The sequence below is a fragment of the Methylocapsa acidiphila B2 genome (assembly GCF_000427445.1).
GTDB lineage: Bacteria > Pseudomonadota > Alphaproteobacteria > Rhizobiales > Beijerinckiaceae > Methylocapsa > Methylocapsa acidiphila.
In genome coordinates, this window is the sequence record NZ_KE386496.1 from 2,948,710 (window position 1) to 2,961,003 (window position 12,294).

The 12,294-nt window shown below is 61.7% G+C and carries 12 protein-coding genes (1 of these 12 only partly in view); 4 read left to right on the plus strand and 8 right to left on the minus strand.

Going from position 1 to position 12,294, the window contains the following annotated elements:
• Positions 1-2: 2 nt before the first annotated feature.
• On the plus strand, positions 3-1,403 hold the full coding sequence (locus METAC_RS0116435; protein WP_026607885.1) for an NAD(P)(+) transhydrogenase (Re/Si-specific) subunit beta: 1,401 nt from the start codon (positions 3-5) through the stop codon (positions 1,401-1,403).
• A 63-nt stretch (positions 1,404-1,466) separates the two neighbouring features.
• On the opposite strand, the gene hisN is transcribed toward METAC_RS0116435, so the two are convergent.
• The gene (gene hisN / locus METAC_RS0116440; protein ID WP_026607886.1) at positions 1,467-2,264 is read right to left on the minus strand and encodes a histidinol-phosphatase; all 798 of its coding nucleotides are present in this window, start codon (positions 2,262-2,264) and stop codon (positions 1,467-1,469) included.
• Positions 2,265-2,936: 672 nt separating this feature from the next.
• Here hisN and METAC_RS0116450 point away from each other — a divergent pair.
• Positions 2,937-3,851 carry an EamA family transporter gene (locus METAC_RS0116450; RefSeq protein WP_342446951.1) on the plus strand — a complete coding sequence of 305 codons (915 nt, stop codon included), beginning with the start codon at positions 2,937-2,939 and terminating at the stop codon, positions 3,849-3,851.
• A 20-nt stretch (positions 3,852-3,871) separates the two neighbouring features.
• Here the strand turns inward: METAC_RS0116450 and METAC_RS0116455 are convergent, their stop codons facing one another.
• On the minus strand, positions 3,872-4,285 hold the full coding sequence (locus METAC_RS0116455; protein WP_026607888.1) for a hypothetical protein: 414 nt from the start codon (positions 4,283-4,285) through the stop codon (positions 3,872-3,874).
• On the opposite strand from METAC_RS0116455, the gene METAC_RS27320 reads away from it, so the two are divergent.
• Positions 4,284-4,409, plus strand: coding sequence for a hypothetical protein (locus METAC_RS27320; RefSeq protein ID WP_280643007.1), 126 nt, complete (start codon positions 4,284-4,286; stop codon positions 4,407-4,409). The genes METAC_RS0116455 and METAC_RS27320 overlap by 2 nt on opposite strands.
• Positions 4,410-4,564: 155 nt before the next feature.
• On the opposite strand, the gene METAC_RS0116465 is transcribed toward METAC_RS27320, so the two are convergent.
• The 6 genes from METAC_RS0116465 to METAC_RS0116490 all read right to left on the minus strand — a co-directional run bounded on the left by METAC_RS0116465 (position 4,565) and on the right by METAC_RS0116490 (position 11,345).
• Complete coding sequence (locus tag METAC_RS0116465) at positions 4,565-5,881, minus strand: glycosyltransferase (protein ID WP_026607889.1); 1,317 nt, start codon at positions 5,879-5,881, stop codon at positions 4,565-4,567.
• Positions 5,878-6,684, minus strand: a complete 807-nt coding sequence (locus METAC_RS0116470; RefSeq protein ID WP_026607890.1) for a polysaccharide deacetylase family protein — start codon at positions 6,682-6,684, stop codon at positions 5,878-5,880. The genes METAC_RS0116465 and METAC_RS0116470 overlap by 4 nt, the downstream gene beginning before the upstream one ends.
• Positions 6,685-7,311: 627 nt before the next feature.
• Complete coding sequence (gene cysN / locus METAC_RS0116475; RefSeq protein ID WP_026607891.1) at positions 7,312-9,249, minus strand: sulfate adenylyltransferase subunit CysN; 1,938 nt, start codon at positions 9,247-9,249, stop codon at positions 7,312-7,314.
• Positions 9,249-10,157 (minus strand): sulfate adenylyltransferase subunit CysD, encoded by a 909-nt coding sequence (cysD, locus tag METAC_RS0116480; protein ID WP_026607892.1) that lies wholly within the window; start codon positions 10,155-10,157, stop codon positions 9,249-9,251. The genes cysN and cysD overlap by 1 nt, the downstream gene beginning before the upstream one ends.
• A gap of 143 nt (positions 10,158-10,300) precedes the next feature.
• Positions 10,301-10,858, minus strand: coding sequence for a bifunctional adenosylcobinamide kinase/adenosylcobinamide-phosphate guanylyltransferase (cobU, locus tag METAC_RS0116485; RefSeq protein ID WP_026607893.1), 558 nt, complete (start codon positions 10,856-10,858; stop codon positions 10,301-10,303).
• A 52-nt stretch (positions 10,859-10,910) separates the two neighbouring features.
• Positions 10,911-11,345 (minus strand): GlcG/HbpS family heme-binding protein, encoded by a 435-nt coding sequence (locus tag METAC_RS0116490; RefSeq protein WP_026607894.1) that lies wholly within the window; start codon positions 11,343-11,345, stop codon positions 10,911-10,913.
• A 126-nt stretch (positions 11,346-11,471) separates the two neighbouring features.
• On the opposite strand from METAC_RS0116490, the gene METAC_RS0116495 reads away from it, so the two are divergent.
• Positions 11,472-12,294, plus strand: the 5' portion of a protein-coding gene (locus tag METAC_RS0116495) for a polyamine ABC transporter substrate-binding protein (protein WP_036255678.1). The gene runs 266 nt beyond the window's last position; only the first 823 of its 1,089 coding nucleotides appear in the window; its start codon is at positions 11,472-11,474; its stop codon lies beyond the right edge, outside the window.

Here is a 12,294-nt window from a genome sequence, read left to right on the forward strand (position 1 = left end):
CGATGAACGCCAATCTCGCGGCTCTGCTCTATCTCGCTTCGGGCGTGCTTTTCATTCTGGCCTTGCGCGGCCTCTCCTCGCCGGAAACGGCGCGCCAGGGCAATCGCTATGGCGTGATTGGCATGGCGGTCGCCGTCCTGACGACGCTTCTCTATCATTTGCCTGCCGGCTTCGGGTCCTTTGTCTTGGTGCTGATCAGCATCGGGATCGGCGCGGCGATCGGCATTTGGAGGGCGCGCACCATCCAGATGACGGCGATGCCTCAACTCGTCGCGCTGTTCCATGCTCTGGTCGGCCTCGCCGCCGTGTTCGTCGCGGCGAGCGCGCTCAATGCGCCGCAAGCCTTTGGCCTCGGCGCCCCGGACGCCATCCACGCCGGCAGCCTGATCGAAATGGCGATCGGCGCCGCGATCGGCGCGATCACTTTCACCGGCTCGGTGATCGCTTATCTGAAGCTCGACGATAAGATGACCGGCCGCCCGATTCTGATCGCCAACCGCCATGCGATCAATATCGGCCTCGGCATTCTGCTCCTGATCTTCGCCATCGCCTTCTCGGCGACCGAGGCTCATTTTGTCTTTTGGCTCATTGTCCTGGTCGCGCTGGCGCTCGGCGTCCTGCTGATCATTCCGATCGGCGGCGCGGACATGCCGGTCGTGATCTCGATGCTCAATTCCTATTCGGGTTGGGCGGCGGCGGCGGTCGGCTTCACGCTTGGCAATCTGGCCCTGATCATCACCGGCGCGCTTGTTGGCTCGTCCGGCGCGATTCTGTCCTATGTCATGTGCAAAGGCATGAACCGCGGCTTCGTATCCGTCATTCTCGGCGGCTTCGGCGGCGAAGTCGCCCCGAAGGAGGCTGGCGCCGCCGAGACCCGTCAAGTCAAGCAGGGTTCGGCCGAAGAAGCCGCCAAGCTGCTCGGCAAGGCCAAGAAGGTGATCGTCGTGCCGGGCTATGGCCTGGCCGTCGCCCAGGCCCAGCACGCCTTGCGCGAGATCGCCGACGTGCTGAAAAAGAAGGGCGTCGAGGTCAAATATGCGATCCATCCGGTCGCCGGCCGCATGCCGGGCCATATGAACGTCCTGCTCGCCGAGGCCAATGTGCCTTATGACGAAGTCTTCGAACTGAAGGAAATCAATCCGGAGTTCAGCGAGGCCGACGTAGCCCTGGTCATCGGCGCGAATGACGTCACCAATCCGGCCGCCAAGACCGATCCGTCCTCGCCGATCTACGGCATGCCGATCCTCGACGTCGAGGAGGCCAAGACCGTGCTCTTCGTCAAGCGGGGCTTGGGATCTGGCTACGCCGGCGTGGAGAACGAATTGTTCTTCCGCGACAATACGTTGATGCTCTTCGGCGACGCCAAGAAAATGGCCGAAAGCATCCTGCGGGCGCTGGACTGAGCAGGGCTTTGCCTTCGGGCGCCGGTTCGCCGGCGTCCGAAATCTCGGCTCCTTGGCTGGCCGCTAGCCCCGCAAGAGCTTCAGGGCTTGCTCGTGAAGCTTTCGGTCGCCGCAGGCGACGACATCGCCGCCTCCCGTCGCGTCGCCGCCCTTCCAATCGGTCACGACGCCGCCCGCTCCTTCGATGATCGGAATCAGCGGCGCGATGTCATAGGTCTTAAGCCCGGACTCGATCACGCAATCGACATGGCCGGCGGCGAGCATGGCGAAGGCGTAGCAGTCGCCGCTATAACGCGACAGACGCGTCTGGGCCTCGACCCGACGGAATGCCTCGAGTTGCGGCTCGGCGTAGAGGCTGGGCGAAGTGGTGAGCAATGTGGCTTTGCCGAGATCCTCGCAAGATCTGGCCGTCAGCTTGCGCTCGATGATCTTATGGTCGTGTCCTGGGCCGCGCCAGACCGCCCCTGCGCCGTCGCCGATGAACCGCTCTTGCGTGAAGGGCTGAACCATCATGCCATAGGTCGGCCGCCCATTGTGCAACAGGCCGATCAAGCTGCCCCAGATGGGCAAGCCGGCGATGAAGCTCTTGGTGCCGTCGATCGGATCGAGCACCCAGACATATTCGGCGTCGCTCCTCACTGAGCCGAACTCTTCACCGATGACGCCGTGATGCGGAAATGTCCTCTCGATCAGCCGCCGCATCGCCGTTTCCGCCGCGTGATCCGCTTCGGTCACCGGATCGAAGCTTCCGCCGATATTCTTGTCACGGGCGGAGAGCGCGGTCCGAAAGAAAGGGAGAAGCATATCGCTGGCGACGTCGCCGAGCCTCTCGACGAAGGCTGCGAAATCTACGGCTGTCATGAGCGGCCTTTCCTGAGCCGAATGGCGTTTCCGTCGAATCTGGTAGGCCGATCGATGGACGAACGCCATGAAGGACAGGGCATTTCTGTAGGGTCGGGTTCGAGCAGGCTGACGCAAAACGCCGCAGCGGTTCGTTCAGACTTGGCAATTTAAGTAAAAAGAGCGAAAAAACATAGCCTTAACCGGGCTTTATCGCGGCCGAAAAAAATAGGTCAGTAGGCCTTGCGTTTTGTGCGCTGCACGTGCATATTATTGCGGTGCGGCAATGATCTTGTCGCCGATGCCCTCCTTGGGCGTTTCCTCCCTTGACTTGGGCCGCTTGTGCAAACAAGCGGCCTCTTTCTTGTCCAGACCACAGGACAAGGCGTCTTTCTCGGCGTTTCATCCCCGCGTGGCCGCGAAAAAGGCGATCGACTTTTTCGACATTTAGAGATCGAATAATGTCCGACGCCTCAAAAGAGCAGGCTCCAGCTTATTGATCGGGAGCGAGTTCTTCTCGATTGGGCGATTCCATCCAATCGAAACGCGCCTAGCTCTAAAGCACATCGCTTTTGGACGAAAGCGCGAAACGCTTCCTTGCGAATTATCCCCAGCTTGCGCAGGCGTCGGCGTGGAGCGGCCGCCGCATCTCAAACGGCGCGCCGGGGGCCGGCTTATCTCGGAAAGGCGCAGATGATCGTCCCGAATTCGGGGCTTTGGGCCGTTTTCACCATTGCGGCCGCCGGAGCGCAGACCTCGCGCAACGCAATGCAGCGCGAGCTCGTCGAAACGGTAGGGTTGGCCGGCGCGACCTATGTGCGCTTTCTTTACGGGCTGCCCTTCGCCGCCGTCTTTCTGGCGGGGGCGTGTTTGGCCAGCGGCCATCCGCCCGATCCGATCTCGCTCGTGGCATTCGCCCTGACCGCGCTCGGCGCCGTCGCGCAAATCCTTGCGACCGGATCGATGCTCGCGGCCATGCGCGACCGATCCTTCGTGGCGACCATCGCCTATACCAAGACGGAGCCTATTCTCGTCGCCCTGTTCGGCTTGATCGCGCTTGGCGACCGCGTCAGCGCGCTCGGGGCGCTCGCGATTATCGTCGCGACGATTGGCGTGGTCCTCCTATCATGGCCCAAAGGTTCGAAAGCTCGGGACGAGCGGGACAACGCCGGGCTGCGCCCCGCGGCGCTTGGCCTCGGCGCCGCCGCCGGCTTCGCCCTGTCGGCCGTCGGCTATCGCGCCGGGATCCTCGCCCTAGGCGGCCCGAGTTTTCTGCTGGGCGCCTCGACCATTTTGGTTCTGGCTCTCCTCATTCAGTCCGCGCTGATCATCGGCCATCTCGCCCTTTTCGACAGGCCGCTGCTGAAAAACCTGCTTGTAGCTTGGCGTCCTTCATTGTTCGCCGGGCTCATGGGGGCTTGCGCTTCTCAATTGTGGTTTTTGGCCCTCGCCCTCGAGACAGCCGCGCGCGTGCGCGCATTAGGGCTCGTCGAGGTCGTTTTCGCGCAGATCGTCACGCGCAGAATCTTCAAGCAGGCGCCGTCATGGCGCGAACTCGGCGCGATCGCCTTGATTGTTCTGGGCGTCGCTTTGCTGCTCGCGGCGTGACCCGCGCTCTAAGAGCGTCTTCAGCCGCCGGAAACCTTCGCGAACACCCGAACTCCTTGGGTTTCCGCGTCCACGAGATCGAATTGATTGGGCGTGAATTCCCTGAAATGCGCGGCGAAGCGCTTGCCGTTTTTCAGATTGACCAGCACGACCCCTGCCGATTGCAGCTCATATTCGCCGTCTTCGGACCCGGACTGGCCGGCCGCGCCGGACATGGAAAGCGTCTTGTCGGGGCGAAACAGGAGCCGCGCCGCGCCATCGGCCGTCCGCCATTCCCCCAGGAGGGCGCTGCTGGTCACGGAGCCGTTGGTCTGCAGGCTTCTTTGCTCGATGATCCCGGTGACGGCGACTCCAATTAGGACGAAAATCGCGACGCCGATCAAAGGCGCGAGCGCGCGGTTCTCTTTCTTCGCTGGGATGGAGGAAGGAGTCATGATCCAGGCGCAGGTTGAGGCCAAGAGAACAGCCAAGAATACCCGGCTTGCTTCGGGCGAGTCTGCGTTCATCCTGGCCCTGGTCCAGCGCCCTGGCAAGCATGAATTCGCCGCCAAGGCGTAATATGGAAGATTAAGTGTCTTGTTTCCGCTCGCATCTTATTTTGGATCAACAAAATGGATCGCGCTCATAAGTTTTAGTCATGAAATGGATCCGTCGGGGCCTCGGCACGCCTTGCCGAAGGCCTTGAACGCGGCGGTCCCAGCGGCCGCCTCGATTCATTTCGGGGGAACGAATTCGCTCATTTGATAATTCGCGCTCATGGCCGCCCGTCGCGAAAGCGCGGCGGACGGACTTGCAGGCGTTCTCGGCGCGGCGCGCCCAAAGGTCGGAAAGAGACTTGCGGCGTTTTCGCCGAAAGCAGGCGTTGGCGAGAGATCCGGGCGCTGGGCCGCGCGATCCGCCTTTTCGAGCGTCTGTTCGAAGGCGCGAATTGTCTGCTCGGCCGTCGTCTCCCAGGAGAAGTCGCGGCTCCGCGCAAGGCTGAGTTCTCCCCTTTTGGCGCGTTCCTCGTCGTCGTCGATCAGCTTCGCGAGATGCGTCGCAAGCTCCGTCGCGTCCATGGGCGCGAAGCTCAGGCCGGCGTCCTGCGTCATCTCGATATTTTCGGGCGTCGCCGCGACCACGATGGGCAGGCCATGCGCCATGGCTTCGATCATCGGAAGGCCAAACGACTCGCAAAGCGAAGGAAAGGCGAAAATGTCGAGGCCGTCATAAATCTCCGCGATTTTATCCTGGCTGACGAGTCCGTGATTTTCGATGAGATTTTCGACCCCGATCTCGCGAGCCGCGGCAAAAATTCCTTGGCAGCGGGGATCTTGCTCGGAGAGAGTCAGCACGATCTTAAAGCGTCGGCCGGAGTCGCGAAGGCTGCGGGCCGCGTGGAACAAGGTCGTAAAATTTTTCTGGACGCCCCAATTCGTGACATAGCCAATGCGGAAAACATCCGGGCGTTCATGCGCGCGCGGCGCGTCGAGCGGCTGCGCGAGGCCTGGTCCTTCCGCGATCAGCGATAGGTCGTCCGCGCGTCTATTGCCGCAGGCGTCGATCGCCTCCGCCAGGGCGCGGGTTTGAACCGTGACGGATGTCGCCGCGCGCACGGAATGGCGCACCCATGCGCTTCTCAGCGCCCAAATCGCTCCGGCGAGCAGAGAGCCCTTCCAGTCCTTCATCAGGCCCTTGAACGCCTCGGAATAATAGCCGGCGTGCTGCACGAGCAGCAAGGTCGGGCAGGGAAGCCTTTGCAAAGGAAGAAAATTCGTCTGCGAAAAGACGAGATCCGGCCGGTGCTCGCGGACGAGGGACGGCAGCACGAATTCATACCAGAAGAAGGCGTGCACGGCCGATTTGTCGATCCATGAGGTCAGGATCCACGTGACCTTGGGATCCGGCGTCGGGTCGAACCTCGCGTTGGCGTTGGCGACGACAATCCATTCGATGTCCGGGCGCAATCGGCGCAGGCTGGCGAGCCGCTTCAAAAGGACGACCGTGGCCCCGCCTTCCTTGATGGAAACGGCGTTGAGCAAAATCTTCATTTGCGTCTTCCCCACTTGTGCACCCAGCCCAAATAGTCCCAATCCCCTGTCGCCACCGCGGCGAAGTCGCTCAGGCTGTAGTCGTTCGCGATATTGACGCGCGGCGCGGCCCAAGGATCGAAACCTTGCCCAACCGGGCCGTGATCGCAGGACAAAGCGAACCGGTATCCGGCCTGCTTGGCCGCGCGGCGCGTCGCTTCATTGTGCCGACCCCAAGGGTAGGCGAAGAATTCGGCCGGCCCGATCCGCGACTCGATCGCCGCCTTCGAGCCGCAGAGCTGAGCCTCGATCGAGGCGGCCGAGGCGGCTGACAGATCGATATGGTCGACCCCATGAGCCCCGATCGTCCAAGCCTCGGAGGCGAGCGTCTCGATGTCGCGCCAAGAGAGGAAAAACTCTTGCGGATAATGCCCGAGAGCCAGATCGGACGGATTGCGCGATTGGTCCGCGAGGCAGCCGGTATTGAGAAAGACGCTTGCCGTCGCCCCGACGTCGCGCAGGATAGGAAGAGCTTTGTCGCGCAGGCTCGCATAGCCGTCGTCGAAAGTGACCGCCGCCTGAAACGGATGGTCGAGCCGATCCTCGAGCAATTGCGGAAGCGAGACGATCTTCGCGTGATCGGCGAGCCAGCTCATTTGCCGGCGGAATGCGGCTTCCGGCGTCGCCCACGGGCCGCCGCCGACGGAATGATAAAGAAGGATGAGCTTGCGGCGCCGCGCCCCCGGCTGAAGCCGAGCAGCTGTGTTCAAGGTCCGACCCAAGGTTGGGCCCAAGGCGCGCTTGAGAAGGATTTTCGTGGCCATGATCGCGCAATTCAACCTTGCCGAGACATGAACTCGGCTGGAAGCGCGCTCATGTCGTTCAATATTCGAAGGATATTTTTCAGTGAGAGCCGACAGCGGTTCTTATCGTGGCAATTATTTGCCGCTTAAAAAGAGCTTACGCAAAGATCCGCGAGGAATCACTTAATATCGGTGCTCATATCAACTTTGAGAGAGCGAAATATTAAAGCTAATCAAACGTTTAATAGTTTCTAGTTCGATAAAAACAATATGAGAATAGCGGGGCAATATTTCAAGGCCCCGCTGGAGGCTATTCTTTTTGAATTTGCGCAGAGAACGGCGCTCGTTCGGATGTCGCTCATAAAGCTATCTGGACGCAGCATCTGTGCGCCGCCACACGTCGCATGGCGATAGAGATCAATTCCGATCCGTCAGCGCAGGGCTTCAAAGGCTTCATGGCGACAAGGCCCACTGATCCCGGCTGTAGCCGAGTTCAGTTTCTAAAAATTGCCCGAAGTCTGACAGGGCCGACTTTGAAGGGCCGTCTCGAACCACGAGGCCGTCAGCTTAAACGCTCGCTTCGTTCTTCGAGACGCCATTTAGTGCGGATGAGCGCCTCATGATGAGGAGCGGCGTTTTCAAATCACGCTAGATCGACCAGTCGTCGCCGAGATCGTCGATCTTGTCGATGAAGCCGCGCTCGACCAGCAAGGCGATGATCTTGGCCGCGGCCTGCTCGGCGGTCTGGCCGTCGCGACCGACGATCAGCTCCGGATCTTGCGGCGGCTCATAGCTCTGGTCGATCCCGGTGAAGTTCTTGATCTCGCCGGCGATCGCCTTCTTGTAGAGACCCTTGGGATCGCGCGCGATGCAGTCCTCGATCGGCGCATCGACGAAAATTTCGATGAACTCGCCCTCGTCCAGAAGCTCTCGCACGAGCCGCCGCTCGGCGCGGAACGGTGAGATGAAGGCGCAAAGCGCGATAAGCCCGGCCTCGGTCATCAGCTTTGTCACCTCGCCCACGCGGCGGATGTTCTCGACCCGGTCGACCTCGGTGAAGCCGAGGTCCTTGTTGAGCCCATGCCGAACATTGTCGCCATCGAGCAGGACCGTATGGACTCCCCGCCCATAAAGGCGCGATTCGACCAGATTGGCGATGGTCGACTTGCCCGAGCCGGAGAGCCCGGTGAACCAGAGCGCCGCCGCCTTTTGGTTTTTCAGCCTGGCTCGGTCGATCTTGGCGATGTTCAGGCCTTGGCGATGAATATTGGTGGCGCGCCTGAGCCCATGGAGGATGAGCCCAGCGGCGGCGGTGGCGTTGGTGGCGCGGTCGATGAGGATGAAGGCGCCTGTAGAGCGGTTCGCCTTATAAGGATCGAAAGCGATCGGCGTCGTGGTCGCGAGATTGCACAGGCCGACCTCGTTGAGGCTCAAGGTGCGCGCCGGGAGCTCCCCGAGCGTGTTCACGTCGATGCGATGCTTGAGTTCGGTCACCGTGACCGGAACGGTCCGGGCGCCGGCCTTCATCAGATAGGAGCGACCCGGCAGCAGCTTGTCGTCGCTCATCCAGATCAGATTGGCGGAGAATTGATCCGAGACCTCGGGCCGATGCTTGGGGTCGCACAGGACGTCGCCGCGGGCGATGTCGAGCTCGTCGGCGAGCGTCAGGGTGACCGCGTCGCCGGCTTCGGCGATGGGGAGGTCGCCATCGGCGGTGACGATGCGCGCGACTCGGGAGGCGCGGCCGGAGCCCGCCGCCACGATCTCGTCGCCCGGCCGAACCGACCCGCTTGAGATCTCGCCCGAAAACCCGCGAAAGTCGAGATGCGGCCGGTTGACCCATTGCACCGCGAAGCGGAAGGGCTGGCCGCTATTGTCTTCCGCGACCTCGATCGATTCGAGATGCTCGAGGAGGACGGGGCCGCGGTGCCAGGGCGTGTTGGCGCTTCGCTGCGAAACATTGTCGCCATGGCGCGCCGAGATCGGGATCGGAACGAGCGTCTTGAACCCGAGCGGCTCGGCGAAGGCTCTGAAATCGGCGACGATCTTGGCGAAACCCTCGGCGTCGAACCCGGTCAGGTCGATCTTGTTGACGGCTAGGACGACATGCCGGATGCCGAGCATGGAAACGATCGCGGCGTGGCGGCAGGTCTGGGTCAAAAGCCCTTTGCGGGCGTCGACTAGCAGAATCGCGAGATCGGCGCTGGAGGCGGCGGTCGCCATGTTGCGGGTATATTGCTCATGGCCCGGCGTGTCGGCGATGATGAAGGAGCGCCGCTTGGTCGAGACATAGCGATAGGCGACGTCGATCGTGATGCCTTGCTCGCGCTCAGCCTCGAGCCCGTCGACGAGGAGGGCGAAGTCGATATTTTCGCCGTCGGTTCCGTGGCGACGGGAGTCGCGCTCGAGCGCTGCGAGCTGATCGTCGAGAATAAGGCTTTGCTCGAAGAGCAGGCGCCCAATCAAGGTCGATTTCCCATCATCGACAGAGCCGCAGGTGATGAGCCGCAGCGTCGCCAAAGCGGGAGCCTGCTCCGCCTGTGTCGCAAGGGAGGCTTTGGACGAGGCCTGCGCAAGCTCCAGCATCAGAAATAACCTTCGCGTTTCTTCTTTTCCATGGAGCCCGACTCGTCATGGTCGATCAGGCGGCCTTCCCGCTCGGAAGTCGTCGAGGCCCGCATTTCGGCGATGATCTCGGGGATTGTTTGCGCCTCGGAGCGGATCGCGCCGGTGAGCGGATAGCAGCCGAGCGTGCGAAAGCGGATTTTTTCCATGCGCGGAACCTCGCCCGGGGCGAGAGGCAGGCGCTCGTCGTCCACCATGATGAGGGCGCCGTCGCGGGTGACGACGGGACGCTCCTTGGCGAGATAGAGTGGCACGACGGGAATCTCCTCGGCAGCGACATAGTCCCACACGTCGAGCTCGGTCCAATTCGACAAGGGGAAAACCCGCATGGATTCGCCGGGTTTGATCCTCGTGTTGAACAGGCGCCAGAGTTCCGGGCGCTGATTGCGCGGGTCCCAGGCGTGGGTCGTGGAGCGATGCGAGAAGATGCGCTCCTTGGCGCGGCTTTTCTCCTCGTCGCGCCTTGCGCCGCCGAAGGCCGCGTCGAAGCGCCATTTGTCGAGCGCCTGGCGCAGTCCTTCGGTCTTCATGACCTGGGTGTGGACGGAAGAGCCCGAGGCCACCGGCGAGACGCCGCGCTTCACGCCCTCCTCGTTGATATGGACGAGAAGCTCCATGCCCACGCGCTGCGCCGCCGCGTCGCGAAAGCTGATCATCTCGCGAAACTTCCAGGTCGTGTCGACGTGAAGAAGGGGGAAGGGCGGCTTGGACGGGAAGAAGGCCTTCTGCGCCAAATGCAGCATGACGCTAGAGTCTTTGCCGATGGAATAAAGCATCACCGGTCGCTCGAATTCCGCGACGACCTCCCGCAGGATGAAGATCGCCTCCGCTTCGAGCCGGCGAAGGTGGGGCGACGCGGGCTGTTTCACACAACTATCCTGTAATAGAAGAAATTTTACCTAGAAAACGGTCATTATTCCTTCGCACTCAGTTTTGCAAATTTCTCCGCAAGCAAGTTTCAGCGCAGGCGGCTTTCGCCGAGCGCCGGCAATGCGACCGTAAGGACGTGGGCTCAGAATTGGATGTCTGGCTCCGGCGCCGGCTTGATCCGCCGCGCGAGGCCGGCGCTGACCAACACGACGCCGTCGCAAGCCGCCGCGAGCGCCTGGTTCAGCCAGCCTTGCGCGTCGCGGAAACGTCGCGCGAGCGCATTGTCGGGGACGATCCCGAGGCCGACCTCGTTCGAGACGAAAACGACGGGTCCGGCGAGTCGCCCGACGATTTGCGCGAGTTCTTTGCTCGCGGCTTCGAGATCATCGCCGCTGAGGAGCAGATTGCTAAGCCAGAGCGTCGCGCAATCGACGACGAGAAGGCGCTCAGGCCCCGCCTCGCGGAGCAAGGCGGCGGCGACGGCGGCCGGCTCCTCGACGACGCGCCACCGAGCGTCGCGCGCGGCGACATGCCGGGCGATGCGCTGCGCCATCTCGTCGTCATGCGCCTGAGCCGTCGCAATCAAGACGGGGAGGCGGTTGGACGCCTCCGCGAGCTTTTGCGCGTAGCGGCTCTTGCCGGAGCGCGCGCCGCCGAGAACGAGAAGGCTCTTCAGGGGGAGATTTAGGTTCGCCGTCATGGATCCGCGTCGAAAGCGGGCGGCGAACCCGGCAGGAGGAAATGCGCCCGGTTCACGTCCGCCAAGGATGCTCGGGAAGATCGCTTACGCCGATCGGGACGACGCCCGCCTGCGCGACCGCGTGATCGTTCTCGACAGAGCTGCCGCTGACGCCGATCGCGCCGACGAGGACGCCCTCATGATCGACGATCGGCAAGCCGCCGGGAAAGGTGATGAGGCCTTCATTGGAATGCTCGATGCCGAAGAGCGAGCCGCCCGGCTGGGACAGCTGGCCGATCAAGCCGGTCGGCATGCCGAAGAAGACCGCCGTCTTAGCCTTCTTGATCGCAATGTCTATGCTCCCGACCCAGGCGTCGTCCATGCGATAGAAGGCCTTGAGATTGGCGCCCGAATCGACGATGGCGATGCACATTTTGGTGTTGAGCTCGACCGCCCGCTTGCGGGCGGCCTCGATGGCCGCTTCGGCGGCCTTGATGTCGACATGCATAATGTTTCCCTTCGTGCTTCCAGTGCGCGACTATGGACGTTCTACGCAATTGTCCGTTCGGGCAAGTTCCCTTATCCTGGCCATAAGACAAAATGATCTAAAACAATGTTGGCGGATAGGGTTCGAATGAGATCCTTTGGCGTCTTGATTTGCGCTTTGTGGCTTTGGCTCGCCGGCGGCGCGATCGCGCAAGAGAGAGTCGTCAACGTCTATAATTGGAGCGATTATATCGATCCAAAGGTCATTGAGGAATTTACCAAGGAAACGGGCGTCAAGGTCGTCTATGACACCTATGATTCGAACGAGGTGCTCGAGACCCGCCTGCTCGCCGGCAAGACCGGCTATGACGTTGTGGTCCCCTCGGGTCCGTTTCTTCAAAGACAGATCGCCGCCGGGCTCTACCAGAAGCTCGATAAGGCCAAGCTCAAAAACCTCAAGAACCTATGGCCGGAGGTGATGGGCCGCCTCGCCGCCTATGATCCGGGCAATCAATACGCCATCAACTATATGTGGTTCACGACGGGCCTCGCCTATGACGTCGAGAAAGCCAGGGAAAGGCTCGGCGGGGAGACCCCCAATTCCTGGGACGTCGTCTTCCGGCCGGAGATCTTGAAGAAATTCGTCGATTGCGGGGTCTATGTGCTCGATAGCCCGGAAGATCTCTTTTCCGTCGCCCTGCAATATTTGCGGCTCAATCCCGATTCCCGCAATCAAAACGATCTTAAGCGCGCCGCCGATCTCCTCGGGGTGGCCCGGCGGAACGTGAAGAAATTTCATTCCTCCGAATATATCAACGCGCTCGCCAGCGGCGACATTTGTCTCGCGGTTGGATGGTCGGGCGATAGTTTCCAGGCGCACAATCGGGCGCGCGAGGCGCAAAACGACGTGGTCATCGATTACGTGATCCCGAAGGAGGGAACGCTGATGTCGCTCGACAATCTCGCGATCC

Bases quoted from the DNA above. Each gene is read 5' to 3' on its own strand.
- METAC_RS0116435 (WP_026607885.1), top strand. From the start codon at position 3: ATGAACGCCAATCTCGCGGCTCTGCTCTATCTCGCTTCGGGCGTGCTT.
- hisN (WP_026607886.1), bottom strand. From the start codon at position 2,264: ATGACAGCCGTAGATTTCGCAGCCTTCGTCGAGAGGCTCGGCGACGTC.
- METAC_RS0116455 (WP_026607888.1), bottom strand. From the start codon at position 4,285: ATGACTCCTTCCTCCATCCCAGCGAAGAAAGAGAACCGCGCGCTCGCG.
- cobU (WP_026607893.1), bottom strand. From the start codon at position 10,858: ATGACGGCGAACCTAAATCTCCCCCTGAAGAGCCTTCTCGTTCTCGGC.
- METAC_RS0116490 (WP_026607894.1), bottom strand. From the start codon at position 11,345: ATGCATGTCGACATCAAGGCCGCCGAAGCGGCCATCGAGGCCGCCCGC.
- METAC_RS0116450 (WP_342446951.1), top strand. From the start codon at position 2,937: ATGATCGTCCCGAATTCGGGGCTTTGGGCCGTTTTCACCATTGCGGCC.
- METAC_RS0116470 (WP_026607890.1), bottom strand. From the start codon at position 6,684: ATGGCCACGAAAATCCTTCTCAAGCGCGCCTTGGGCCCAACCTTGGGT.
- METAC_RS0116465 (WP_026607889.1), bottom strand. From the start codon at position 5,881: ATGAAGATTTTGCTCAACGCCGTTTCCATCAAGGAAGGCGGGGCCACG.
- cysN (WP_026607891.1), bottom strand. From the start codon at position 9,249: ATGCTGGAGCTTGCGCAGGCCTCGTCCAAAGCCTCCCTTGCGACACAG.
- METAC_RS27320 (WP_280643007.1), top strand. From the start codon at position 4,284: ATGATCCAGGCGCAGGTTGAGGCCAAGAGAACAGCCAAGAATACCCGG.